The organism is Aquimonas voraii (assembly GCF_900101825.1).
Taxonomy (GTDB): Bacteria; Pseudomonadota; Gammaproteobacteria; order Xanthomonadales; family Xanthomonadaceae; genus Aquimonas; species Aquimonas voraii.
On the sequence record NZ_FNAG01000005.1, the window covers coordinates 71,606 to 97,359 of the forward strand.

Consider the following 25,754-nt stretch of genomic DNA (forward strand, 5'->3'; position numbering starts at 1 on the left):
GGCTCCTCAGCGTCCGAACAGGCGCTGTAGCCAGCCCTGGGCGGGTGCGGCCTGCGCCTGCACCGCGCCCGCGGCCACAACCTGCGCCGGCCCCGCAGCGCCACCGGCCAGCTCCTCGGCGAGGCCGCGCAGGCTGGCCTGGCCCAGACGCAGCAGGGACAGGCGCCGGCCGCTGCGGGCTTCGAGCCGGGCCATGAAGTCCAAGGCCAGCAGCGAGTGGCCGCCCAGGTCGAAGAAGTTGTCTTCGGGCGCCACCGCGGGCAACTTCAGGACCTCGCAGCACAGCTGCCGCACCAGCGCCAGGGCGGAGTCCGCCGTCAACGTCGCGGCCGCCGCCGCCGCGGTGGTCCCCGCGGAGATCGTGGCCTCCGCCGGCAGCGCGCACCACTCGCGCAGCCGCTGCGCATAGCGGTTGGCCCAGGCTTCGACCCGATCCGCGTCGAGCACGTCGGTGCTGTAGTTGAACAGCAGCTCGAGGCCGCGCGGCGCCTCCACGCACCACAGGCCGAGCGGATGGGCGGAGTTGCGGACCGGCACATCGAAACGCGCGTGCTCCAGCGGGCCCCAGTGGGTGATGCGATCGCGCGCGTCCTGGAACGAGAACAGGGTCTGGAACAGCGTGCGCTGCGGCTCGGCGCCAGCGCGCCGCAGTTCGGGCACCAGTGCGTCCAGCGGCAGTTCGGCGTGGCCCAGCACCTCGGCGAGGGCGGCATGCACTTCCGCCAGCCACGCCCGCAGCGGCAGCGTTCGCGGACGCAGGCGCAGCGGCACGGCGTTGACGAAACAGCCCATCACCGGCAGCAGTTCAGGGCGCTCGCGTCCGCGCACCGGCAGGCCCAGCACCAGATCGTCGGCCTCGCCGATCGCTGCCAGCTCCGTCGCCCAGGCCGCCAGCAGCACCACGAACAGGGTGGTGCCGTGGCGGCGGGCCAGCGCATGCAGGCGGTGCAGCTCGTCCATCGGCAGCATGACCAGCAGCGAGTTGCCGCGCCCACTCAGCCGATCGTTGGCGGCGCGGGCTGGAGAGAGGTTCAGGGCGCGCGGCAGCGGCAGCAGGCTGCGCTTGAAGTGCTCGATCGAACCGCGATACGCGTCCGCTGCCAGCTGCGCCTGCTGCCAGGCCGCGAAATCGCCGTAGTCGACCGCAAGCGCAGGCAGTCGCGGCGCGCGCTGTTCGAGCCGGGCTGCGTACAGCTCGGCCAGCTCGGTGTAGAGCAGGTCGAAGCTCCAGCCGTCCCAGACCAAGTGGTGGACCACGAAAACGAAAACATGCTCCTCCGCGCCCAGTCGATACAGCGCGGCCCGGAACGGCGGGCCAAGGCGCATGTCGATCGGCTCGGACTGCAGGATCTCCGCGCCCTGCAGGGCGGCGGCTTCGGCCTGCGCGCGCGCCAGCGCGGACAGGTCGACGAAGGCCAGCGCGAAGGCACAGTCCGCCAGCACGCGCTGCTGCAGACCGGCCTCGCCTGCGACCAGCACGCTGCGCAGGACCGGCTGGCGGGCGACGAGATCGCGCAGGGCGGCCTCGAAGGCCGCGCGATCAAGCGGGCCGCGCAGGCGATGGGCCGAAGGCAGCAGGTTGACGCGGCCGTCGCTGCTGCTGCCTTCGAGGTACCACAGGCCGGCCTGCACGGCCGACAGCGGCGCCCGGCTGCGATCGAAGCGGGCGGGAATCGGCGCGTTGACCGCTTGTGTGCCCTGCAGCCGCGCGGCCAGCGCGCGCGGGCTTGGCGCCTCGAACAGCAGACGCAGGGGCGGCCGCGCATGGCCCAGCTTCTGCAGGCGACCGGCCAGCTCCGCCGCCAGCAGCGAATGTCCGCCGGCCTCGAAGAAACTCTGCTCGGGCGCGAGCGGCGGTGCCTGCAGCAGCTCGCCCATCAGGCCGGCGATCAGGGCGACGCGCTCGGCTTCGCTTGCCGTCGCGCCGGAAGTCGGCACCGGCGCCGGTTCCACCGGCCCGGCCGTCGAGCCGGAAGGCGCGGCCGCCAGCGCCTTGCGGTCGATCTTGCCGTTGGGCAGCAGGGGCAGGGCGTCGAGCACGCGCAGAGCCTGCGGCAGCATGTAGTCGGGCAGGCGCAAGCCCAGCGCGCGGCGCAGCTCGCCCAGTGCCGGCACCGACTGACCCGGACGCGCCTGCACATGCGCCACCAGGCGCTCGTCCATCGGCCCGAAGTTCTCAACGCAGACGGCTGCGCGCGCGATCTGCGGCTGCGATTCGAGCGCGGCCTCGATCTCGCCCAGCTCGATACGGTAGCCGCGCAGCTTGACCTGGTGGTCCATGCGACCGAGGTGGCGCAGCTCGCCCGCGGCCGTCCAGGCGCCGAGATCGCCGGTGCGGTACAGCCGCGCGCCGGGCGCCGTGCTGCACGGGTCGGCGATGAAGCGCTCGGCGCTGAGTTCGGGGCGGGCGTGGTAGCCGCGGGCCACGCCGGCGCCGCCGATACAGATCTCGCCGGGTACGTCGACGCCGCACTCGCGTCCGGCCTCATCCAGCACGCGCACCACGGTGGCGTCGATCGGCCGGCCGACCGTGATCGCCGCCGGATCGCGGATGCGCGCGCAGGTCGACCAGACCGTGGTCTCCGTCGGCCCGTACATGTTCCACAGCTCGGCGACGCCGGCCGTGAGCAGGCGCTGCGCCAGCGCCGGGCTCAGCGCCTCGCCGCCGCACAGGGCGCGGAAGCCGGCCGGCGCGCGGAAGCCGGCTTCCAGCAGTAGATGCCAGGTGCTGGGCGTGGCCTGCATCAGCTGCACGCCGTGGCGCTCGATAAGGCGCAAGAGCGCGGCGCCGTCGATCGCATCGTTGCGCTGGGCCAGCACGATCTCCGCGCCCACCACCAGCGGCAGCAGCAGTTCGAGCACGGCGATGTCGAAGCTCAGCGTGGTCACCGCCAGCAGGCGCTCACCCGGCTTGAAGCCCGGCGTGTGCGCCATGCTGCGCAGGAAGTTGACCACGCCCGCGTGCAGCACCACCACGCCCTTGGGCTTGCCGGTGCTGCCCGAGGTGTAGATGACATAGGCCGGGGCGTCCTCGTCGATTCTCAGCTGGGGCGCCTGCGTCGACGCCCGTTCGATCTCGATGGCGTCGGCATCGAGGCGCAGGCAGTCGACGCCATCGAGGGCGAGTCGTTCAGCGCCCTCGCGATCGCTCAGCAAGAGGCGCAGGCCGGCGTCCTCGGCCATTTCGCGCAGCCGTGCCAGCGGAAAGCCCGGGTCCAGCGGCACGTAGGCCGCGCCGGCCTTGAGCACGCCGAGCAGGCCAGCGACCAGATCCGGGCCGCGCGGCAGGCACAGGCCGACCCAGTCGCCGGGCCGCAGGCCGCGCGCGATCAGGGCCTGGGCGATGCGGTTGGCGCGCGCGTCCAGTTCGCCGTGCGTCCACACCTGGTCTTCGAAGCGCAGCGCGATGGCTTCGCCGCAGCGCGCGGCGCAGGCCGCTGTCAGCGCCTCGATGCGTGTGGATGCGTCTGCAGCACTGTCGGGTGCCGCAGACGCACGCGGCGTGGATGCCGCCGGCAGACCCGCCAGTTCGTGCAGGGCGGCCTGAAGTAGGTCGGCGATGACACCGATGCGCTCGGCGCTGAAGAACTCGACGCTGTAGTGCAGATCCAGCGCCAGCGCATCGCCCTCATCGTAGAAATTGAACATCAGCTCGCCGAGCAGGCCGGGCTTGCGGCCCTCGCGCATCTGCGCGCTGAGCGGCGCGAAGCCGGACAGATCGACGCGCGGATTGAGGTTGAAGAACACGCCGCTGAGCGGCGCGCGATCGCCGCGGCTCACCAGCCCCAGCGCCCGTGCCGCCAGGCCCTGGGTCATGTGCGGGTGCTCCAGCGCATCCATCAGCGCCGCGCGTACCGGCGCCAGCGCCGCACCCACCTGCGCGTGCTCCGGCAGGCGCAGGCGCAGCGGCAGATCAAGCACGCCGTCGGCCAGCAGGGCCGGGTGGCGCGCCAGGGCCTGGCTGGCATAAGGCAGGCTCAGAACAAAATCCGCGCGCCCGCTCAGGCGCTGGATCGCCGTCGCCGTGGCGCTGAGCAGCAGCGGAAACAGGGTGCAGCGCTCGCGCTTCATCAGCGCCCGCAGGGCCGCGACCAGGGGGCCTTCGAAGCGCAGCTGCAGGGTGTCGGCGCCGAACTGGCGGGCGCCCGTCGGTTCGCAGTCACCGAGGCTCAGCGCCGCCGGCGGCTCGCGCAGCGTCTCCAGCCAAAAGGCCCGATCCGCGGCGGCTTCCGGCGAATCGAAGCGCGCCCGTTCGGCGGCGGCGAAGGCGATCGGCGATTCGGCGGGACCGAGCGGCAGCGCCAGGCCCTGCGACTGCGCGCGATAGGCGGCGGCCAGCTCGGCGAGAAAGGTGCTCGCGGCCCAGCCGTCGAACACGAGATGGCTGGCGATCAGATGCAGCACGGCGTGCTGCGGGCCGAGCCAGAACAGGCTGAGCGCGATCATCGGGGCGCGCCCCAGCGCAAAGCGCTGCTGGGCGGCGGCGGCCAGCGCCGAGCGCAGCGCCGCCTCGGGCTCGCCGGCCTGGTCAAGATCGATGATCTCGATCCGCGGCTGGGCCTGTGCATCAACGACCTGACGCGGCGCATCCGCTTCGATGCGCAGGCGGAAGGCGGCATGGCGCGCGCAGACCGTGCGCAGCGCCGCTTCCAAGGTCGCGCGGTCGAGCTCGCCGCGCAGCTCCAGGCTGAAGGTCTCGTCCAGCGCGCGCAGCGCGTTCTCGTCGAAGCTGGCCGCCAGCCAGCGCTCGGCCTGGCCGGGGCTGAGCGGGCCCTCCAGCGGCTCGGCGGCAGGCGACTTCGCGTCGGTCTGCTCGACGCGCGCGCGCTCCGGCGGCGGCGCGCCGTCGCGACGGCTGATGAAGCCCAGCGCCATCAGCTCATCCAGCGCGCCGACGAAGACCTCGACGATGCGGTCGAGCTCGGCCGTGCCCATGGCGGCGGTGACGAAGTGGCCGAACTGCTCGTACAGATGCAGGCCGTGGAAGCGCGCCAGGTAGTAGAACAGGCTGACGTATTTCTGGTCCTCGTCCCACTGCAGGCGCCACAGCGAGGCGCAGTGCACGGCCTTCACCGGCGCGCTGCGGCCGACGAAGGCGGCGTTGAGCCGGTCGACCAGGCCCTGCGTGCGCGCGTTGAGATCGTCGTAGAACGCCTGGCCGCCGCGCTTGAGCTCGCTCAAGGTGGCCTTGGCCGCTGCCAGCGCCAGCGGGTGGCGGACGAAGGTGCCGGCGAAGTAGGTGACGCCGGCCTCGGGATAGCTGTCGTCGCCGTAGGCCCAGTGGCCGCCGTCGAGCGCGTCCAACCAGTGCGCGCTGCCGGCGATCGCGGCAAACGGCAGGCCGCCGCCGATGATCTTGCCGTAGGTGCAGATATCCGCGCGCACGCCGTAGAACTGCTGGGCGCCGCCCGGCGCCAGCCGGAAGCCGGTCACCACTTCATCGAAGATCAGGGCCGCGCCGCAGCCGTCGCAGATCTCGCGCAGGGCCTGCACGAAGGCGCGCGGCTGCAGGGTCGGATACTTGTTCTGGATCGGCTCGATCATGACCGCCGCCAGCTCGTGGCCGCGCTCGCGGAGCACCTTGAGCGCCTCGTCGGAGGCATAGTCCAGCACCAGCACGTTCTCGACCGCGTTGGCGAGGATGCCGGGGGCGGCCGACAGCGAGCGCAGCTGGCGGGTGCCGCGCACGATCACCTCGTCGAAGATGCCGTGATAGCTGTTGGTGAAGATGGCGATGGTCTTGCGCCCGGTCGCCGTGCGGGCGATGCGCATGGCGCCCATCACCGCTTCCGAGCCGGTGTTGCAGAAACCGACGCGAGCGTGCCCGGTGAACTCGCTGATCAGGTCGGCGACTTCGGCCGCCAGCGGATGCTGCGGGCCGACTTCGAGGCCGCGATCGAGCTGGGCGTGCATCGCCTGCACCAGCGCCTTGGGCTGGTAGCCGAGCAGGTTGGCGCCGAAGCAGCTCAGAAGATCGATGTAGTCGTTGCCGTCGATGTCCCAGACCCGCGCGCCGTCGGAACGCTCGGCCACGATCGGATAGACCAGATCCTTCCACAGCGGATTGAAACCGGTGACCACGCGCGGATCGGCCATGCGCGCGCGGTGCCGCTGGCTGAAGGCCCGCGATTGGCCGCTGCGGGCGAGGTAGCGCGCGGTGAAGTCATCCAGCCAGGCGCGCTGGGCGGCGCTCATCTGCTGCACCGGCTTGACCGTGATCCGCGCCGAGGCGCCGAAGGGCTTGGCGATCAGGTCGGCCTTGTCCTCGCCCTCCGAGCCGGCACTGCCAGCGTTGGCGATGGACACATTGGACCGGGCCGCCGGCGGCGGCGCGCTCGACGGGGTCGCGGTGGCGGCCGCCGTGGGCGGAGCCAGCGCATTCGCGGCAGCAAGGGCCGCAGGCGCCGGCAGCGAGGCACCGCCCAGCAGGGCCAGCTGCTGCTGCATCAGCGCCATCTGCTGCTGGATCAGGCCGAGCACGCCGGCGTCGGCGGGCCGTGTCGGCAGGGCGTTCAGTGGCGGCAGCACGGCGGTCGAAGCGCTCAGGGCGGCGCTGCTCGCAGCTGCGCCGGCGGCCGCCTGCGTGTTCGCCGCCGCGGTCGGCGCCGGTGCAAAGCGCTCGGGCGGCAGCTCGGCGTGCAGGAACTCGACCAGATGCTCGACCGTGTCGAGGTCTTCCATCAGCCGGCGGAAGCGCAGCTTGATCCCGAACACGCGCTCGAGCTCCAGCGTGGCCTGGGTCAGGCTCAGCGAATCGAGGCCCTGTTCGACCAGGCTTTCCGATGGCGACAGATCCTCGGGCGCGAGCCCGGCCACGTCGGCGAGCAGGCGGCGCAGTTCGAGGGCGAGGGTGGGGCGGCGATCGGCCATGGGCAGGTCCTCGGCAGCGTGACTCGGCGCGGCCAGCGGTTCAGCGGCTGAATCAATGGACGGTGCGGCGCAGGCGGGCTGGCGTGCGCGGAACCAGAAGCGGGTGTCGGCGAAGCGATAGGTCGGCAAATGCGCGCGTCGCGCATCGCGCGGCAGCGGCCAGTCGAGCGGCAGGCCGGCGCACCACAGGCGACCGATGGCTTCGACCGCATGCAGGGCCGCGTCGGCCGAGGCCGTCGGCGGCGGCAGCAGGGGCTGCACGCGCGGCGCGCGGCCCTGCGCATCGCGGTGCTGACGGGTGAGTGCGGTCAGGGCCTGGCCGGGGCCGAGCTCGACCAGCACCGTGCCGGGTTCGGCCAGCTCGCGCGTCAGCGCATCGGAGAAGCGCACCGGCGCACGCACCTGGCGCGCCCAGTAGGCGGGGTCGGTCGCCTCGTCTGCACGCAGCGGCGCGCCACTGACGCAGGAGTAGACCGGCAGCCGCGGCGCGCTCAGCGAAATCTTCGACAGCGCCTGCTGCACCGCCGGCAGCGCACCGTCCATGGCCGCGCTGTGGAAGGCGTGCGAGACCATCAGCCGCGTCGCCTGCAGTCCGGCTTCGCCCAGCGCGCCTTCGAGCGCATCGATGGCGGCGGCGGGGCCCGCGAGCACGCAGAGTTGCGGTGCGTTGTAGCCGACGATCTCGATGCCGTCGCGCACGTACTCGCTGAGCGCATCGGCGCCAGCGCGCACCGCCAGCATGCCGCCGCGCGGCTGTGCCCACATCGCCGCCGCACGCGCGCAGACCGCGCGCGCGCCGTCCTCGATCGACAGCACGCCGGCCACGGCGGCGGCCGCGTACTCGCCGAGGCTGTGGCCGATCAGCGCGGCGGGCTTGAGACCCAGGCTGGCCAGCCACTGCGCCAGCGCGACCTCCATGCAGTAGAGCGCGGGCTGCGCATAGCGGGTTTCGGCCAGCAGGGCACTGGCGCGGCTGTCGCCGGCTTCAAGCAGCAGGGCGCGCAAGTCCACATCCAGCAGCGGCTGGGCGGCGGCCAGCGCGGCATCCAGCGCTTCGGCGAAGGCGGGCACCTCGGCATGCAGGGCTGCCGCCATGCCCGGATGCTGCGAGCCCTGGCCGGGGAACAGGAAGACCAGACGTGGAGATGGCTCGGCGGTTTCCGGCTTGGCCTCGCGGCGCAAGGTGGCGATGAGTTCGGCGCGGTCGCGCGCCGCCACCGCGCGCCGCTGCGGCAGCGCACTGCGGCCGCGCACCAGCGTCGCGAGCACCGCGTCCAGCGGCAGGGCCTCGCGCTCCAGCGCATCGGCCAGATCGCTGGCTCGCGCGGTGAGCGCCTCGGCGCTGAGCGCGGACAGCGGGAACAGGCGCAGGCTCGGCGCGTCCGATGCGATCAGCGGCGCGCGCGAAGGCGCTTCGCCCAAGACCACATGCGCATTGGTGCCGCCAACGCCGAAGCTGCTCACCGCCGCCGCCCGCGCAAGCGGGCCGCGGGGCCAGGCCTGGGTTTCGGCGCTGACGCGGAACGGGGTGGCGGCGAAATCGATCTGCGGGTTCGGCGCGCGGTAGTGCAGGGTGCCGGGAATGCGCCCGCGTTCAAGACAGAGCGCGGCCTTGATCAGCCCCAGCACGCCGGCCGCGGCGACCGTGTGGCCGAGGTTGGACTTCAGCGAGCCCAGCACCACCGAAGCGGCCGGCGCCGCGTCTTCGGCATAGGCGCGGCGCAGGGCCTCGACCTCGATCGGATCGCCGAGCGCGGTGCCGGTGCCGTGCGCCTCGACATAGCCGATCGCAGTGGCCGACAGGCCGGCGTCGTCCAGCGCCAGCCGGATGCACTCGGCCTGGCCCTGCACGCTGGGCGCGGTGAAGCTGGCCTTGCCGGCGCCGTCGTTGTTGATTCCCACGCCGCGGATCAACGCGTGCACGGTGTCGCCGTCGTCCAGCGCCTGCTGCAGGGGCTTCAGCACCACCAGCGCGCCGGCGCTGCTGAAGACGGTGCCCGAGGCTTCGACGTCGAAGGGTCGACAGCGGCCATCCGCGGATTCCATGCCGCCCTCGATGTGCAGGTAGCCGGACTGCTGCGGCACCAGCACCGAGGCGCCGCCAGCGATGGCCACTTCGCAGCGGCCCGCGCGCAGGGCCTGCACGGCTTCGGCCACCGCGACCAGGCCGGTCGAGCAGGCCGTGTGCACGCTGACGGCCGGCCCGCGCAGGTCGAGTCGGTGCGCGATGCGCGTCGCTACGTAATCCTTCTCGCTGGCCAGCATCAGGGCGAACTCGCCGCTGGCGGCCACGCGCTCTGGCTCGGCAGCGCGCAGGGCCGGCGCATAGCTGTTGTTGCCGGTGCCGGCGTAGACGCCGACACGTTCGCCCTGCGCAGCCAGCGCCTGTGGGTCGAGCGCGGCGTCCTCCAGCGCGGTCCAGGCCAGCTCCAGCAGCAGGCGCTGCTGCGGGTCGAGCAGGGTGGCCTCGCTCTTCGACAGGCCGAAGAAGCCGGCGTCGAAGCGGTCGGCATCCTCCAGCACGCCGCGCGCGGCGACGAAGTTGGGGCGTTCGATCAGCTCACGCGGCAGCGCCGGGTCGAGCTCCTCGCGACGGAAGCGGCGCAGGCCTTCGACGCCTTCCAGCAGGTTCTGCCAGAAGGCTTCGACATCGCGGCTGCCCGGTGCACGCAGGGCCCAGCCGATGATGGCGATTGGCGCCTGCGCGTCGGCCGCATGGCGCTGCGTTCTTTTCGTCAGGGCCGCGCCGCGCTCCAGCGCAGCGATCTGCGCGGCCACGCTGGGGCGGTCGTAGATCAGGGCCACGCTCAGGCCTTCGATCCCCTGCGCGCGCGCCTGTGCGACGACCCGCAGCACGCTCAGCGAGCGCGCGCCGGCGGCGAAGACCGAGTCGTGTTCAGTCAGTTCGCTGCGGCCCAGCGCCTCCCGCCACAGCGCCAAGAGGCGCGCGCGCGGCGGCAGCGTGTGGTCGATGCTCGCGTCGACCTGCGGCGCCGGCAGGCCGCGGCGGTCGATCTTGCCGCTGGGCGTGGTCGGCAAGCGCGGCAGCACGACGTAGCGCAGCGGCTGCATATAGGCCGGCAGGCGCTCGCGCAGATGTGCGCGCAGCGCTTCTATCAGCACACTCTCGTCGTCGGCCTCGCGCGCCACCACCCAGGCGACGAGCTGCCTGCCGAGCCCAGGCAGCTCGCAGGCGCCGACCGCGGCATCGCGCAGCGTGCCCTCACCGAGCAGGGCCAGTTCGATCTCGCCGGGTTCGATGCGGTAGCCGTCGATCTTCAGCTGGGCATCGGCGCGGCCGAGGTAGTGCAGCAGGCCGTCGGCATCGCGCCGCACGCGGTCACCCGTGCGGTACTGCGTGCCGTTCGCGGTCTCCACGAAGCGCTCGGCGCTCAGCTCGGCGCGGCCGAGATACCCTTCAGCCAGCGTCTCGCCGCCGAGCAGCAGCTCGCCTTCGTTCGAATCCTGCACGTCTTCCAGCGGCCCCAGCGCGATTCGCACATGCGGCAGGGCGTGGCCGATCGGCGGGATCGCCGGCCACGCCGCCGGATCGCCCTCCAGCTCGAAGGCGGTGACCACGTGAGATTCGGTCGGCCCGTAGTGGTTGTGCAGGGCGCTGCCGGGCAGGCGTGCGAACAGCCGGCGGATGCTGTCGGTCACCTGCAGCTGCTCGCCGGCGCTGACCACATCGCGCAGCGGCGGCGGCGCGGCCTCGACGCAGGCCTCGGCCAGCATCTGCAGGGCCACATAGGGCAGGAACAGGCGCTGCACCTTCTCGCGGACGAGTGCCGCGCGCAGGGCGTCGGGGTCGCGGCGCTCGGCCTCGGACAGCAGGACCATGCAGCCGCCCGTGGCGATCGTTGAAACGATCTCCTGGAAATGCACGTCGAAGGACAGCGGCGCGAACAGGGCGGTGACCGCCGGCGGGCCAAGGCGCGGGTGCGCGGCGTGCCAGTCGATCAGATGCGCCAGCGGGCGCGGCCCCATGGCCACGCCCTTGGGCCGGCCGGTCGAGCCGGAGGTGAACAGCACATAGGTGAGTTCGCATTCGCCGGCATGCGGCCGGGTGTGCGCCTGCATCGCTCCGAGGCGCGGCAGTGGGCCCAGCCGCGCCTCCAGCGACAGCAGATCGGATTCGCGGCCCAGCACCGCGCGCGGCGCGGCGTCCTCCAGCATCGCGGCCAGCCGCGCATCGGGATAGCTGGGGTCGAGCGGCACATAGCAGAGGCCCAGCTCGATCGCCGCCAGCAGGTCGATCAGCGTTTCAGCGCAACGCTCGGCGGCGAGTGCGACGCGCTCGCCGCGCTGCAGGCCGGCTGCGTCCAGCGCGGCCGCCCGCGCTTCGACGGCCTGCCAGAGTTGGGCGTAGTCGAAGCGGGCGTCGGCGCTGAGCAGGGCCGGTGCGGCCGGCCAACGCTCGGCGGCGCGCCGCAGCCAATACCGCAGGGACGTGGGTTCGGACCTTGCGCTGGCCATGGGCAGCTCCCCCGATGCTGCGTGATCAGGCCCGGTAGAAGTCGCGATACCAGTCGACGAAGCGCTGGATGCCGATTTCCACCGGGGTCTCCGGGCTGTAGCCGGTGTCGCGCATCAGCGCGCCCACATCGGCCTCGGTGTCGGGCACGTCGCCGGGCTGCAGCGGCAGGAGGCGCTTCTCGGCGCTGCGGCCGAGCGCCTGCTCCAGCAGTTCGATGTAGCGCGAGAGCTGAACCGGGCGGTGGTTGCCGATGTTGTAGACGCGGTAGGGCGCGCTGGAGCTGGCCGGCGTGGGCAGCAGCGGGTCGAAGCTCGGGTCCGGCCCGGGCACGCGGTCGAGCGTACGCACCACGCCCTCGACGATGTCGTCGATGTAGGTGAAGTCGCGGCTGTGCTTGCCGAAATTGAAGACGTCGATCGGCTCGCCCGCCAGGATCTTGCGGGTGAACAGGAACAGGGCCATGTCCGGTCGGCCCCAGGGCCCGTAGACCGTGAAGAAGCGCAGGCCGGTGGTCGGCAGGCCGAACAGATGGCTGTAGGTGTGGGCCATCAGTTCGTTGGACTTCTTGGTCGCCGCGTACAGGCTGACCGGGTGGTCGACGCTGTCCTCGACCGCAAACGGAAGCTTGCGGTTGGCGCCGTAGACCGAGCTGGAGCTGGCGTAGACCAGATGCTCGATGCCGCCGTGGCGGCAGCATTCGAGAATGTTGATGAAGCCGACGATGTTGGCCTCGATGTAGGCGCGCGGGTTCTCCAGCGAGTAGCGCACGCCGGCCTGGGCGGCCAGGTTCACCACGCGCTGCGGGCGGAAGTCGGCAAAGGCCCGCTCCATCGCCGCGCGGTCCTCCAGCGAGGCCTTCACGAACGAGAAACCGGCGCGCGGCGTCAGCCGCTCAAGCCGGGCCTCCTTCAGGCGGACGTCGTAGTAGTCGTTGAGATTGTCGTAGCCCAGCACCGCGTCGCCGCGGTCGAGCAGGCGGTGGGCAAGGGTGGAACCGATGAAGCCGGCAGCGCCGGTGACCAGAACGCGCATGAAGCGGGGCTCGCAGAAGTGGGATGCAGTTCACGCCTTGCGGCGCAGGATAGCAGCGGCTGGGGTAAAAGTGTGTTTCAGTTCACAGTAAGGGCGGGGATTGGGGATTCGGGATTCGACCGACGGTTGGACGGTTGGCGCGGGCTTGAGACTGTGCGCTGGATTTCCGCAGTGACGGTCTGCTGAGCCAACTCCGAGTCGACCGGGATCGCCCAAGCGGATATCGAAGCCCGAGCGCCAGCGTTCGCGAGCGCTTTGCGCCCTTCGGACCAATCCCCAATCCCCAATCCCGAATCCCGGCCTCAAAGCCTCTCATCCACCGCTTCACGCGGCAGCAGGCTCTTGACGTCGAACAGCACCGAGCCCGGCTTGCCGTAGGCACGGATGCCGGCGGCGCCGAGCGCGGCGAATTCGCGATGGCCGACCGCCAGCACGATGGCGTCGTACAGCGCCGGGACAGGGGTGTCGACCAGGTCCAGGCCGTATTCGTGGCGGGCTTCGGCGCCGTCGACCCAGGGGTCGTGCACGTCGACCTTCAAGCCGTAGTCGGCCAGCGCGTCGATCACGTCGATCACCCGGGTGTTGCGCAGGTCCGGGCAGTTCTCCTTGAAGGCGAGTCCGAGCACGAGCACCCGCGCATCGACCAGCGGCAGGCGCCGGCGCGCCATCAGCCGCACCACCCGCTGGGCCACGTAGGCGCCCATGCCGTCGTTGATACGGCGGCCGGCCAGGATCACGTCGGGGTGGTGGCCGACTTCCTGCGCCTTGTGGGTCAGGTAGTAGGGGTCGACGCCGATGCAGTGGCCGCCGACCAGGCCTGGCCGGAACGGCAGGAAGTTCCACTTGGTGCCGGCCGCGGCCAGCACCTCGTGGGTGTCGATGCCGAGCCGGTGGAAGATCTGCGCCAGCTCGTTGATCAGCGCGATGTTGAGGTCGCGCTGGGTGTTCTCGATGACCTTGGCGGCCTCGGCGACGCGGATGCTGCTGGCCTTGTGGGTGCCGGCGCGGATGATCCGCCGGTACAGCGCGTCGACGAACTCGGCGACCTCGGGCGTCGAACCCGAGGTGACCTTGACGATGTCGGGAAGGCGGTGCGTACGGTCGCCGGGATTGATCCGTTCCGGGCTGTAGCCGCAGAAGAAATCGAGGTTGTACTTGAGGCCCGACAGGCGCTCCATCACCGGCACGCAGACCTCTTCGGTGGCGCCGGGGTAGACGGTCGACTCGAAGATCACCACGTCGCCGGCTTTCAGCGCGCGGCCCACGGTTTCGCTGGCGCCGACCAGCGGACGCAGGTCCGGGCGCTTGGCCTCGTCGATCGGGGTCGGCACGGTGACGATGAAGACGTTGCAGCTGCGCAGTTCGGCCGGATCGGTCGAGAACCCCAGCTGCCGCGCCGCGGCGAGCTCCTCGCCCGAGACTTCCAGAGTGTGGTCGCGCCCGGCCCTCAGCTCATCGATGCGGGCGGGATTGATGTCGAAACCCAGGGTGTCGAGCTGGCGGCCGAACTCCACCGCCAGCGGCAGCCCGACATAGCCCAGGCCAATCACCGCCAGCCGCAGGGAAGCCTCATCCGCCGAACGCGCAAACGTCATGGTCTTGCCATCCAATGTGATGTGGCTCACAGTTTAGCAGCCTTCACGCCCAACCGAGCAGACCGCTTCCGCCCTCGACCATGCGCTCGATCTCCGATGCCTTCCACCCCGCCCGACGCTGGGTCCTGATCCTGGCCCTGGTCGAGTTCAGCGTGCTCGTACTGGTTTTCTACGCGGCTGCGATCCTGCGCTTTCTCGGCGACACCGCGCTGCTCGACCGTGCCTTCGGCGACATCCTGCCGCGTGCCCTGCTGTTCGCCAGCGTACATGTGCTGGCGATGACCGCGCTCGGCATGTACATCTCGCAGAGCCGCGAGGGCCTGAGCGGACACATCGTCCGCGCCGCGGTGGCCTTCCTCGCTGGTGGCCTGTTCCTGATCGCCTTCCAGTACCTGCTGCCGCTCAGTCCGATCGGTCGCGGCGTCATGTTCATCGCCATGGTCCTGGGCCTGGCCTCGATCATCCTGACCCGCTATTTCGCCCTGAAGTCGGTGGGCGCGGAAGCGCTGCGGCGGCGGGTGCTGGTACTGGGCGTCGGCGACAAGGCCGCCCTCATCGCCACGCGCCTGCGTCGGCTGTCCGATCAGCGCACCTTCCAGATCGTCGGCTACCTGCCCATGCCGGGCGATGCGGACGCCGTGCCGGAGGCGCTGCGCCTGGACGCCGATGTGGGTCTCACCGCGCTGTTGCGCCAGCACGACGTCGACGAGATCGTGATCGCCGTCGATGAGCGCCGCGGCACCCTGCCCATGGATGCGCTGATCCAGGCACGCCTGCGCGGGATCATCGTCACCGAGGTCGGCACCTTCTTCGAGCACGAGAGCGGCAAGATCAAGATGAACGTGCTCAACCCGTCCTGGCTGGTGTTCTCGCGCGGCTTCGATGCGGGTGCCGTGCGCATGGCCAGCAAGCGCGCGTTCGACATCGCCGCTTCCAGCCTGCTGCTGGTACTGGCCTTGCCGCTGATGCTGCTGACCGCCTTACTGATCTGGGCCGAAAGCGGATTCCGCGGTTCGATCATCTACCGTCAGGAGCGGGTCGGGCAGGGCGGCAGGGTCTTCAAGGTGCTGAAGTTCCGCAGCATGCGCGAAGACGCCGAGAAGGACGGCGTGGCGCGCTGGGCACAGACCGACGACGACCGCATCACCCGGGTCGGACGGGTCATCCGCAAGCTGCGCATCGACGAACTGCCGCAGGTCATCAATGTCCTGCGCGGCGAGATGAGCTTCGTCGGTCCACGTCCAGAGCGCCCCGCCTTCGTCGAGCAGCTGTCGGCGGAGATCCCCTATTACGCGCTCCGCCACACCGTGAAGCCCGGCATCACCGGCTGGGCCCAGCTGCGCTATGCCTATGGCGCCTCGGTGAAGGACGCCGACGAGAAGCTCAAGTACGACCTGTACTACGTGAAGAACCACAGCCTGATGTTCGACCTGCTGGTGCTGCTGCAGACCTTCGAGGTCGTGCTGTTCGGCAAGGGCGCGCGCTGAACCGCTCACGCGCCGGCCCTCACCGGGCGTCGGCGCGGGTCACGGATCACCGGGCCTTGGACTTGGACTGGCGTTGATCTTGCAGGAGGCCACCGCCGCCCGATCCGCGGGCACGTCGAGCTCTTCATGCCGTCTTCCGCCACGCCTGCACCGAGCCTAGCTCCCAGCCCGCCGCCGGTCGATGCCGCGGCCGCGCTGGTGCAGCTGCTGTCGGCACCCAGCCTCGACGAGTTCGCCCGGCGTCTGCTGGCTTTGCTGCCGGCCGAAGCGGGGGCACCGCCGCCGCGTTTGCTGCATGCCCTGCGCTGGCCCGAGGCGATCAGCGCCTGTCCGGCCGGTGCCGAGGGCCTGGAACTGGCGCTGGCGGAGGCTGCGCTGATGGCGAGTGACGGCGTCGAGCAGGCGCCCAACGGCCAGCGTCAGGCGACCTTGCTGGCCGCCCATTCCGGCGGAGGCGCGGTGGTGCTGCTCACCGCGCCGGGCCCCCAGCCGAGCCTTCCGGGATGGCCGGCCGCGGTACTGCGGCCACTGCTGTCGGCGCGCCTGCAGGAGTTGATCGAGATCGCCCTGCTGCACGACAGTCTGCGCCAGCTCGAGCACACCGAGCGCGTGCAGCGCGCCCTGTTCGCCATCACCGAGATGGCCGCCGAGGAGCAGGATCGCGCCGCCATGCTGCGCGGCCTGCACGGCATCGTTGCCGGCCTGATGTACGCCGAGAACTTCTATATCGCGCTCTACGACACCGACCAACAGACTGTCGAGTTCATCTACTTCGCCGACGCCAACGACGAATCGCTGGTGGTCGAGCTCTACCATCCCAAGCCGCTGGAGCACTACCGCCATCGACTGACCTGGCACGTGTTGACCAGCGGCCATGCCCTGCGCGGCAGCCTTGATGAGATCGAAGCCCAGGTGCAGGGCCCGCTGCGCCGCTTTGGCAGCGAGCCCTACAGCTGGCTGGGCGTGCCGATGACTGCCAACGGCCGCGTACGCGGCATGCTGGCGGTGCAGACCTATACCGAGGCCATCCACTTCAGCGCCGCCGATCAAGCCCTGTTGAGCTACGTCGGCAGCCACATCCTGACAGCCCTGGAGCGCCGCCGCTCGCGCGCCGAGCTCGAGGCCCTGGTGGCTGCCCGCACCGATGAGCTGGCCCAGGCCAATCTTGTGCTGGTGAACGAAGTGCGCGAGCGCGAGCGCGGCGAGCGCCTGCAGGCGGCCCTGTACCGGATCGCCGAACTCGCCGGCAAGGACATCGACACCGCCGAGTTCTGTGCCGCCATGCACGCGATCGTCGGCAGCCTCATCCCGGCGCGCAATTTCTATCTGGCGCTGGTCTCGGATGACGGCGGCACCCTCCACTTCCCCTACTTCGTCGACGAAACGCCTGGCGTGCCGGGCTCTCGACCGATGGGCAACAGCATCACCGAGTACGTGATCCGCAAGGGCGAACCCCTGCTCGCCGATCGTGCGCACATCAGCGGCCTGATCGCCGCTGGCGAATGCGAAGTGAAGGGCGCCGTGGCCCTGTCCTGGCTGGGCGTGCCGCTGATCGGCGCACGGCACGTGATCGGCGCCGTCGTCGTGCAGAGCTACACCGGTGAAGTCACCTATGGGCCGCAGGACCAGAGCCTGCTGGCCTTCGTCTCCTACCACATCGCCACCAGTCTTGAGCGCCGCCGCGCCGCCGCCGACCTGCGCGCCTCGCACCAGCTGCTGGAACAGCGCGTCGAGCAGCGCACCCGCGAACTGCGCGAGCAGATCCAGGCGCGCGAAGCGATCCAGGCCCAGCTCGAACACCAGGTGCTGCACGACGCGCTGACCGGTCTGCCGAACCGCGGCTACCTGCGCGACCGCCTGCAGCGCGTGCTCGGACGCGTCCGCCGCCATCCGGACCAGAGCTTCGCCCTGCTTTACCTCGATGTCGATCGCTTCAAGGTAATCAACGACAGCCTCGGGCACTCGGCCGGCGACGCTGTGCTGGTCGAGGTCTCGCGGCGCTTCCTTTCCTGCGTGCGCGAGAACGACGTGGTGGCGCGCCTGAGCGGCGACGAGTTCGCGATCCTGCTGGAGGATTTCCACGATCCGGAGACGCCGACGCTGGTCGCCCAGCGCGTGATCGAGGCGATGGCGGCGCCGATCGCCCTGCCCGAAAGCAGCGTGCAGCCCTCGGTGAGCATCGGCATCGCCCTGGGGGGCGCCGACACCGTCAGCGGCGAGGACCTGCTGCGCACCGCCGATACCGCCATGTACCGGGCCAAGGCCGCCGGTCGCAACCGCTTCCAGTACTTCGAGGAAGGCCTGGAGCTGGCCTCGAAGGCGCAGCTCGCGCTTGAGCTGGACCTGCGCGAAGCCCTGCTGCGCTGTCAGTTCGAACCGCACTTCCAGGCCATCGTCGACCTCGACAGCGGCGCGACCGTCGGCTACGAGGCCCTGCTGCGCTGGCGCCATCCGCGCCGCGGCCTGCTCGGGCCCGCCGAGTTCCTGCATGTCGCCGAGGACAGCGGCATGATCGAGGCCATCGACTGGCAGCTGTTCGAGCGCGCCTGTCGAGGCCTGCATCAGCTGGGGAGCGACGCCGGCTTCGTCAACCTCAACGTCTCGCCGCGGCACTTCGCGAGCGAGGACTTCGCCGATCGCCTGGTCGCGATGATCGAGGCGCAGGGCCTCGCTCCGGCGCGGGTCCATATCGAACTCACCGAGGGCACCCTGCTGCGCAATCCCGAGCGCGTGCGCACCGCGCTGGAGCGCCTGCATGCGCGCGGCGTGCAGACCGCGCTCGACGACTTCGGCACCGGCTATTCCTCGCTGAGCTACCTGCACCAGTTCCCCCTGCAGATGCTGAAGATCGACCGCAGCTTCGTCACGCCCTTGCAGCAGGACGGTGGCGGCAGCGGCGAGGCCATCGTCTCGGCCATTCTCGCCATGGCGCGTTCGCTGGATCTCGAAGTGGTGGCCGAGGGCATCGAGACCGAATCCCAGCGAAGCCGCCTGCAGCAGCTCGGCTGCCTGCGCGGGCAGGGCTACCTGTTCGCCCGCCCGCAGCCGCTGGAGCCACTGCTCGCCGCGCGTCGCAGCGCGGCAGGCTGAAGCCCTCGCGCCGTCTTCAGGCGGCAGCGCCAACACTGGGCGGGTTCTGCCCAAAGCGCGAGCACGCCCATGCCCCTGATCGCCGGTCTCGAATCGCCCGTCCACGCGCTGGTCACCGGCGCCAGCAGCGGTATCGGCCTCGCCACCGCCGCCGCGCTGCTGCAGCGATCCGATGTCGCCCGCGTGGTCGCCGTGGCGCGTCATGCCGGCGCCGCCCCTGCGCTGGCCGAGCTGGCGGCCGCACACAGTGACCGGATCCTGCGCGTCGACGCCGATCTCACGCGACACAGCGATCGGCAGCGGCTGGCGGAGACGGTGCGCGGCCACACCGGCCCTCTGCATCTGCTGTTCAACGCCGCCGGCCTGCTGCACGCCGAGGGCCTGCAGCCGGAGAAATCGTTGTCCCAGCTCAGCGAGGACGCCCTGCAGCGCAGCTTCACGCTGAACGCCTTCGCGCCGATCCTGCTGGCGCAGGCCCTGCTGCCGCTGTTCGATGCGAAGCAGCCCGGCGTGATCGCCAGCCTCTCCGCGCGCGTCGGCTCGATCGCCGACAACGGCCTCGGCGGCTGGTACAGCTACCGTGCCGCCAAGGCCGCGCAAAACCAGCTGATGCGCACGCTCGCGGTGGAGTTGAAGCGCAGCCACCCCAAGCTGGCGGTTCTGCAGCTGCATCCAGGCACGGTCGATACCCCGCTGTCCGCACCGTTCAAGGCCCGCGTTCCGGCCGGCAAGCTGTTCAGCCCGGAACACTCGGCCGCGCAGCTGCTGCAGGTCATCGAAGCCAGCAGTGCCGCCGACAGCGGCCGCTTCCTCGCTTATGACGGCAGCGAGATTCCCTGGTAGACCGCCGGCTGCGGTCGCCTGCGGGCAGGCTCCTGGGAAGGGGAGGGATCGCCCATGGTCGTCGCCGTGGGACGCTCCACCCATCCCGAATCCCGAATCGCGGCCGCATGCAGGAGCGAGCGTGCTCGCGACCCGCAAGCCCAAGGTTGCCTTGCGATTCATGCGTCGCTTGGCAGGCTGGCGCGCATGTCCATCCCGATCATTCGCCGCGCGCTCGCCGCGGCCCTCCTGCTTTCTTCCACGGCCGCCGCCCACGCCGCTGACAGCGCGGCGCCCGCTGCCGTTGAACTTGGCGCCTGCCTGCCGGAACTGCGTAGCCGCGCCGCCGCCGCCGGCTTGCCGGCCGCGCGTTTCGATGCGCTGCTGGCAGGGGTTGAACCGGACGCCAGCGTGCTGCCCCTGCTCGACGCCCAGCCGGAGTTCGTCACCCCGATCTGGGACTACCTGGCCGCGCTGGTCGATGCGCAGCGCGTCGAAGACGGGCGCCGCCTGCTGCAGACGCACGCGGACCTGTTGGACCGCATCGAGGCCGAGTACGGCGTCGACCGCGCCTATGTGCTGGCGGTGTGGGGCGTGGAGAGCGACTACGGAAAGGCGAGCGGCAGCCGCGAACTGCGCAGCGCCCTGCTGGCCCTGTCCTGCGCGGGCCGCCGCCAGCCCTTTTTCCGCAGCGAGCTGATCCACCTGCTGAAGCTGATCGATGCCGGCGATCTTGCGCCGAGCGCCGAACGTCCGCTGCTGGGCTCCTGGGCGGGCGCGTTCGGGCAAACCCAGTTCATGCCCTCGACCTATGCCCGACTGGCGGTCGACTTCGATGGCAACGGCCGTCGCGATCTGGTCGACAGCGTCGACGACGCGCTGGCCTCGACCGCGAACTACCTGAAGCGCGCCGGTTGGCGCCGCGGCCAGGCCTGGGGTTTCGAGGTTCAGCTGCCCGAAGGCTTCAAGCCCGCCGGCGGTCGCAAGGCGACCGCGCCGGTGTCGAGCTGGCAGGCGCGTGGCCTGCGCCGCGTCGACGGCAGCGCGCTGATCGATGCGGGCACGCCTGCCGAGCGCAGCGCCGGGCTGCTGCTGCCGGCCGGCATCGAGGGCCCTGCCTTCCTCGTCTTCCGCAACTTCGAAGCCCTGTACAGCTACAACGCGGCCGAGAGCTATGCGCTGGCGATCGCGCATCTGGCCGACCGCATCCGCGGTGGCGAAGGCTTCGCCCGCGCCTGGCCGACCGACGATGCGGGGCTCTCGCGCGCCGAACGCCGCGAGCTGCAGACCCTGCTGATCGCCCGCGGCCACGACATCGGCGAGGTCGACGGTCGCCTCGGCACGCGCTCGCGCGAAGCGATCAAGGCGGAACAATCGCGCCTGGGCTGGGACGCCGACGGCCGCGCCGGACAGAAGCTGCTGCAGGCGCTGCGCGACTAGCGTCGTGCCGGGCCCATGCACGGCCCTCGCAATGATCCGCGGAGCCCCAAGGCTCTCGGTGGGCCAGGGCCCACCCGATGGGCGTGAGGCAATGCCCCAGCCCTCGGCGCAGCGCGCTCGGCTTCATACGGTGGGCCCCGGCCGACCATGGGCTCGACACGCGCGCCGGTCATCGCCGCCGTAGAGCGCGCCATCGGCTCCTTATCCGCACCGCTCATGCCTACCGTCGAGCGTGAAGGCATGGGGTTTTCGCGCCCGCCGGACGCCTGCTTGCGTTCATTGCGATCGATGGAGCGGACACGTCCGGTCTCGCGGTGGGTCAGGGCCCACCCGATGGGCGTGAGGGGGTGCCGCAGCCCTCAGCGCCGTGCGCCGATCCGTGCGAACAGCGCGCCGCCGAGGACGCCGGCGAGGGTGAACAGGGCGATGCCCATCGTCCCGCGGGCGCCGGCGATCACGCTCATGCCGAGCAGGGCATCCATCGTCAGCAAGGCGGTGAGGATCGCCGCGCCGCCGGCCAGCGCATGCAGCCAGGGGCCGAGACGTGTCGCATAGCGGCGGATCAGCCCCGCCACGAGGAACGCGATCAGGAAACCCGCGGCCACGATCGCGGCATAGGTCGGAGCGAAGCCGATCAGGTCATGGCCGATGGATGACAGGCTGAGACCGAAGGGGATCTCCACGCCGAGCGCCTTGAGCCCTGCGTGCACGCGCAGGGTCTGGATGAGGCTGGACAGCGCGGCGGTGGCCAGCACCGCGAGCGCAAAGCCGACGAGACGGCGCTTCATCGAAGCACCGCCTGCAAACCCGAATGCGGCTTAATCGCCCAGCGCCTCACGCATGAACTCCGGCATGACCAGGGCCGCGCGGTGGATGTCGACGTTGTAGTAGCGGGTCTTGAACGCCTTGCTCTGCGCGCCGCGCTCGCGGAAACCCGCGATCTCGCCGCCCTTGCGCGCCATCGTGCAGCTCCACCAGCCGGTGGGGTAGCAGGGCTGCGGGAAGGGCAGGGTCTTCACATCGGAGAAGCCGGCCGCCTTCAGGTGGTGGCGCATGGCCTTGATCAGGCCGATGTGGCCCAGCGGCGACTCCGACTGCTGCACCAGCATGCCGCCCGGTCGCAGGGCCTTGAGGCAGGAGACGTAGAAGGCCTCGTTGAACAGGCCTTCGGCCGGGCCGACGGGATCGGTGGAGTCGACGATCACCACGTCGATGCTGTCCGGCGCCAGTTCCTTCATGTACTTGATGCCGTCGTCCCACATCAGGTGGGCGCGCGGATCGGCGTTCGAATCGCAGAGCTCGGGGAAATACTTCTCCGCCATGCGCGTGACCTGCTCGTCGATGTCGCACTGCACCGCCGACTCGACTTCCTTGTGCTTCAGCACCTCGCGCAGGGTGCCGCAGTCGCCGCCGCCGATGATCACCACGCGCTTCGGATTGCTGTGGGTGAACAGCACCGGGTGCGACATCATCTCGTGGTACAGGAAGTTGTCGCGGGTGGTCAGCATCACCGCGCCGTCGATGAGCATGAGATTGCCCCAGTCGGTGGTCTCGAAGATCTCGATCTTCTGGAACGGCGACTGCACCTCGTCGAGCTTCTTGGTCACCCGGAACCCGATGGAGGAACCCAGCGGTTCAAAGTTTTCGTAGTACCAGGTGCTTTCGCTGCTCATGGGGGGTCCGGGGCATGTTCTTATTCGGGCGGGCGATTGTACCGGAGGGGCGTGACCAGCACTGTCAGGGCGTTCCGGCCTGTGCACGCTCCGCCTGCCCCGGGATTCACTGCAACGCTGGAGAATTCAGCGTTGCCGCGCGCCATGGAGGGCGCGCCCGCGGATCGAGCACGCGATGCTTGATCCGGCGTACGCGAGTCCGGACCTGTGCCGGAGGTGCGGCCACGGATCAAGGCCAGGGGGGGACTTGATCCGTGTTGCCTTAAACTGTGCGGCCTTTCCTACCTGCCGCTGGAGCCCGCCGCCCATGAGCGAGTGGTCGATCGACCGCGCCCGTCGCACCTACGCCGTCCCGCACTGGGGCGAGGGCTACTTCGACATCGGTGCCGAGGGGGGCATCGAGGTGCTGCCGCGCGGCGGCGAGGGCCCGCGGATTTCCCTGCCGGCCGTGGTCGACCAGGCACTGGCGACGGGCATGAAGCTGCCGCTGCTGCTGCGCTTCTCCGACGTGCTCGGCCATCGCCTGGGCCGCCTGCAGGCGGCCTTCGCGCACGCCATGCGCGAGCTCGACTACAGCGGCGGCTACACCGCGATCTATCCGATCAAGGTCAACCAGCACTACGGCGTGGCCGGCGAGCTGGCCGCCCACGGCGGCGAGGGCTTTGGGCTTGAGGCCGGCTCCAAGCCCGAGCTGATGGCCGTACTCGCCCTGTCGCGCCCGGGCGGCGTGGTGGTCTGCAACGGCTACAAGGACCGCGAGTACATCCGCCTGGCCCTGATCGGCCGGCGGCTGGGGCTTGAGACCTACATCGTGGTCGAGAAGGCCAGCGAGCTCGAGCACATCATCGAGGAGTCGAAGGCGCTGGGCGTGCGGCCCGGCCTCGGCGTACGCATGCGGCTGGCCAGCCTCGGCGCCGGCAAGTGGCAGAACAGCGGTGGCGACAAGGCCAAGTTCGGGCTGTCGCCGCGCCAGCTGCTCGACCTCGTCGAGCGCCTGCGCGGCGCCGACATGCTCGACTGCCTGGAGCTGCTGCACTTCCACATGGGCAGCCAGATCTCCAACGTGCGCGACTTCGCCGCAGGCATGCGCGAAGCCACCCGCTACTTCGTCGAAGTGAGCAAGCTCGGCGCGCCGATCCGCTACATGGACGTCGGTGGCGGTTTGGGTGTCGACTACGAAGGCACGCGCTCGCGCGGCAGTTGCTCGATCAACTACGGTCTCACCCAGTACGCCAGCACCATCGTGCAGCCGCTGGCCGAGGCCTGCGTCGAGCACGGCCTGACCCCGCCCAAGGTGATGACCGAATCGGGTCGTGCGCTGACCGCACACCACGCCCTGCTGGTCGCCAACGTCTCCGAGGTCGAGCCCGCGCCGGAAGGCGCGGTGCCGCCCGCGGCCAACGATGAGCCGGCGGTGATCCGTCACCTGCGCGAAACCCATGCCGCGCTGGATGAGCGTCCTGCGCTCGAGCTCTATCACGAGGCCCAGCACTACCAGGCCGAAGGCCAGGCCCTGTATGCCCTGGGCCAGCTGGAGCTGGCCGAGCGCGCGGCCATCGACGACCTGTTCTACGCCATCGCCCAGGGCGTGCGTGCCCGCCTCGACTACGCCGAGAAGGGCCATCGCGCCGTGCTGGATGAACTCAACGAGCGCCTGGTCGACAAGTACTTCGTCAACTTCTCGGTGTTCGAATCGATCCCCGACGTCTGGGCGATCGACCAGATCTTCCCGATCGCGCCGATTCACCGCCTGAACGAAGCGCCGACCCGGCGCGGCATCATCGCCGATCTGACCTGCGACTCCGACGGCCAGGTCGAGACCTATGTCGACAGCGGCGACCTCGACAGCAGTCTGCCCCTGCACGCGCCGCGGGCGGGCGAGAGCTATCGCCTGGGCATCTTCATGGTCGGCGCCTACCAGGACACGCTGGGTGACATCCACAACCTGTTCGGCGATACCGATGCGGTGAACGTGCGCCTCACCGGCAACGGCTACACGCTGGAGCGCAGCCGCCGCGGCGACACCGCCGACGTGATGCTCGACTATGTGGGCTACAGCCTGTCCGACCTGCGCCGCCGCTACGGCGCCATGGTCGCCGCCGCCGATCTGCCGGCTGAAGAAGCGCTGCGCCTGTCCGCCGCGCTCGAAGCCGGCCTCACTGGCTACACCTACCTCGCGGACGAAGCCAATGGCTGAGCACTCCAGACTGCACTGCGGATTCATCGGCCTGGGCGCCATGGGCGCGCCAATGGCCGGCCATCTCCACGCCCGCGGCCTGCTGGCCGCGGTCGGCAATCGCACCCGGGCGAAGGCGGAGGCACTCGCCGCCCAGCTCGGCGTGCGCGCAGCCGCTTCGGCATCGGACTTTGCCGACTGCGAGGTGGTGCTGCTCTGCGTCTCCGAAGACGCCGACGTGCTGCAGAACGTTCAGGCCCTGCGCGAAGTGCTGAAGCGCGGCGCGCGCGTTGTCGATCATTCGACGGTCAGCGCCGACACCGCGCGCGAGGCCGCGCGCCTGCTCGCCGAGCGCGGCATCGGCTTCATCGACGCGCCGGTCAGCGGCGGCGCCGAAGGCGCACGCAACGGCAAGCTCTCGATCATGGTCGGCGGACTTGCGGACGATCTTGAAGCGGTGCGCCCCGCGCTCGAGGCCTATGCCCTGCGCATCACCCACATGGGCGCGACCGGCGCCGGACAGAGCACCAAGGCGGTCAACCAGGTGCTGGTCGCCGGCATCAACGAGGCCGTCTGCGAAGGCCTGGCGCTGGGCGAGAAGCTCGGCCTCGATCCCGACAAGCTGCTGCCCACCTTGGGCGCCGGCGCCGCCGGCAACTGGTTCCTCGACAAGCGCGGCGCCACCATGCTGCGCCGCGAGTACGTGCCCGGCTTCAAGTGCGCCCACCTGTTGAAGGACCTGCGCATCGTGCTCGGCATGGCCCAGAACGCCGGCGTCAACACCGCGGTGATCGAACAGGCCCTGGCCGACTACGCCCAGCTGGTCGAGCGCGGCCTGGGCGATGCCGATACCTCGGCGCTGATCGAGCTGAAGCGGCAGGGCTGAGTCACCCGCGAAGCCTGATGTCGCTCCGGTAGCTTGGGCCAAGCGCAGCGCGGCCAAAAAGCGCGGCATTGAATCCCGAGGCGAGCGTTGAGCGTGCGATGTTGGGCCGCGCTGCGCTTGGCCGAAGTCAGGCTCGGAGGATCTCCCCCGGCGCGGCGCCTGCTGACGTGGTTCCAGCGGGTCTGCCGGCTGGCATCCATCGCGCC

The 25,754-nt window shown here is 70.7% G+C and carries 11 protein-coding genes; 6 read left to right on the forward strand and 5 right to left on the reverse strand.

Features of this window, described 5'->3' with window-relative positions:
- Positions 1–6 precede the first annotated feature (6 nt).
- From BLP83_RS10205 to BLP83_RS10215, 3 genes are all read right to left on the reverse strand, one after another.
- Positions 7–11,346, reverse strand: a complete 11,340-nt coding sequence (locus BLP83_RS10205) for a hybrid non-ribosomal peptide synthetase/type I polyketide synthase (protein WP_091242189.1) — start codon at positions 11,344–11,346, stop codon at positions 7–9.
- A gap of 25 nt (positions 11,347–11,371) precedes the next feature.
- On the reverse strand, positions 11,372–12,379 hold the full coding sequence (locus BLP83_RS10210; RefSeq protein ID WP_091242192.1) for an NAD-dependent epimerase: 1,008 nt from the start codon (positions 12,377–12,379) through the stop codon (positions 11,372–11,374).
- A 302-nt stretch (positions 12,380–12,681) separates the two neighbouring features.
- Positions 12,682–13,974, reverse strand: coding sequence for a nucleotide sugar dehydrogenase (locus BLP83_RS10215; RefSeq protein ID WP_091242526.1), 1,293 nt, complete (start codon positions 13,972–13,974; stop codon positions 12,682–12,684).
- A gap of 80 nt (positions 13,975–14,054) precedes the next feature.
- Between BLP83_RS10215 and BLP83_RS10220 the strand changes: the two genes are divergently transcribed.
- The 4 genes from BLP83_RS10220 to BLP83_RS10235 all read left to right on the forward strand — a co-directional run bounded on the left by BLP83_RS10220 (position 14,055) and on the right by BLP83_RS10235 (position 20,813).
- Entirely contained in the window at positions 14,055–15,461 is a 1,407-nt protein-coding gene (locus BLP83_RS10220; protein WP_091242194.1) for a TIGR03013 family XrtA/PEP-CTERM system glycosyltransferase, read from the forward strand.
- 126 nt (positions 15,462–15,587) lie between these two features.
- On the forward strand, positions 15,588–18,551 hold the full coding sequence (locus tag BLP83_RS10225; protein WP_091242196.1) for a bifunctional diguanylate cyclase/phosphodiesterase: 2,964 nt from the start codon (positions 15,588–15,590) through the stop codon (positions 18,549–18,551).
- 69 nt (positions 18,552–18,620) lie between these two features.
- Complete coding sequence (locus BLP83_RS10230; RefSeq protein ID WP_091242198.1) at positions 18,621–19,394, forward strand: SDR family NAD(P)-dependent oxidoreductase; 774 nt, start codon at positions 18,621–18,623, stop codon at positions 19,392–19,394.
- Between the two features lie 192 nt (positions 19,395–19,586).
- Positions 19,587–20,813 (forward strand): lytic murein transglycosylase, encoded by a 1,227-nt coding sequence (locus BLP83_RS10235; protein WP_245680019.1) that lies wholly within the window; start codon positions 19,587–19,589, stop codon positions 20,811–20,813.
- Between the two features lie 359 nt (positions 20,814–21,172).
- On the opposite strand, the gene BLP83_RS10240 is transcribed toward BLP83_RS10235, so the two are convergent.
- Together BLP83_RS10240 and speE are read right to left on the reverse strand one after the other, a co-directional pair.
- The gene (locus BLP83_RS10240) at positions 21,173–21,601 is read right to left on the reverse strand and encodes a hypothetical protein (protein ID WP_091242203.1); all 429 of its coding nucleotides are present in this window, start codon (positions 21,599–21,601) and stop codon (positions 21,173–21,175) included.
- Positions 21,602–21,631: 30 nt separating this feature from the next.
- Complete coding sequence (gene speE, locus BLP83_RS10245; protein WP_091242206.1) at positions 21,632–22,486, reverse strand: polyamine aminopropyltransferase; 855 nt, start codon at positions 22,484–22,486, stop codon at positions 21,632–21,634.
- Between the two features lie 307 nt (positions 22,487–22,793).
- Here speE and speA point away from each other — a divergent pair, with 307 nt between their 5' ends.
- Together speA and BLP83_RS10255 are read left to right on the forward strand one after the other, a co-directional pair.
- The gene (gene speA, locus BLP83_RS10250) at positions 22,794–24,683 is read left to right on the forward strand and encodes a biosynthetic arginine decarboxylase (RefSeq protein WP_091242208.1); all 1,890 of its coding nucleotides are present in this window, start codon (positions 22,794–22,796) and stop codon (positions 24,681–24,683) included.
- A complete protein-coding gene (locus BLP83_RS10255) occupies positions 24,676–25,548 on the forward strand; it encodes an NAD(P)-dependent oxidoreductase (protein ID WP_091242211.1) in 873 nt (290 codons plus the stop codon). Before speA ends, BLP83_RS10255 begins: the two co-directional genes overlap by 8 nt.
- Positions 25,549–25,754 lie beyond the last annotated feature (206 nt).

What these genes read in the sequence shown, in the direction of transcription:
- BLP83_RS10215 (WP_091242526.1), bottom strand. Translation starts at nt 13,974, where the DNA reads ATGACGTTTGCGCGTTCGGCGGATGAGGCTTCCCTGCGGCTGGCGGTG.
- BLP83_RS10225 (WP_091242196.1), top strand. Translation starts at nt 15,588, where the DNA reads ATGCCGTCTTCCGCCACGCCTGCACCGAGCCTAGCTCCCAGCCCGCCG.
- BLP83_RS10220 (WP_091242194.1), top strand. Translation starts at nt 14,055, where the DNA reads ATGCGCTCGATCTCCGATGCCTTCCACCCCGCCCGACGCTGGGTCCTG.
- BLP83_RS10210 (WP_091242192.1), bottom strand. Translation starts at nt 12,379, where the DNA reads ATGCGCGTTCTGGTCACCGGCGCTGCCGGCTTCATCGGTTCCACCCTT.
- BLP83_RS10205 (WP_091242189.1), bottom strand. Translation starts at nt 11,346, where the DNA reads ATGGCCAGCGCAAGGTCCGAACCCACGTCCCTGCGGTATTGGCTGCGG.
- BLP83_RS10240 (WP_091242203.1), bottom strand. Translation starts at nt 21,601, where the DNA reads ATGAAGCGCCGTCTCGTCGGCTTTGCGCTCGCGGTGCTGGCCACCGCC.
- BLP83_RS10230 (WP_091242198.1), top strand. Translation starts at nt 18,621, where the DNA reads ATGCCCCTGATCGCCGGTCTCGAATCGCCCGTCCACGCGCTGGTCACC.
- BLP83_RS10255 (WP_091242211.1), top strand. Translation starts at nt 24,676, where the DNA reads ATGGCTGAGCACTCCAGACTGCACTGCGGATTCATCGGCCTGGGCGCC.
- speA (WP_091242208.1), top strand. Translation starts at nt 22,794, where the DNA reads ATGAGCGAGTGGTCGATCGACCGCGCCCGTCGCACCTACGCCGTCCCG.
- speE (WP_091242206.1), bottom strand. Translation starts at nt 22,486, where the DNA reads ATGAGCAGCGAAAGCACCTGGTACTACGAAAACTTTGAACCGCTGGGT.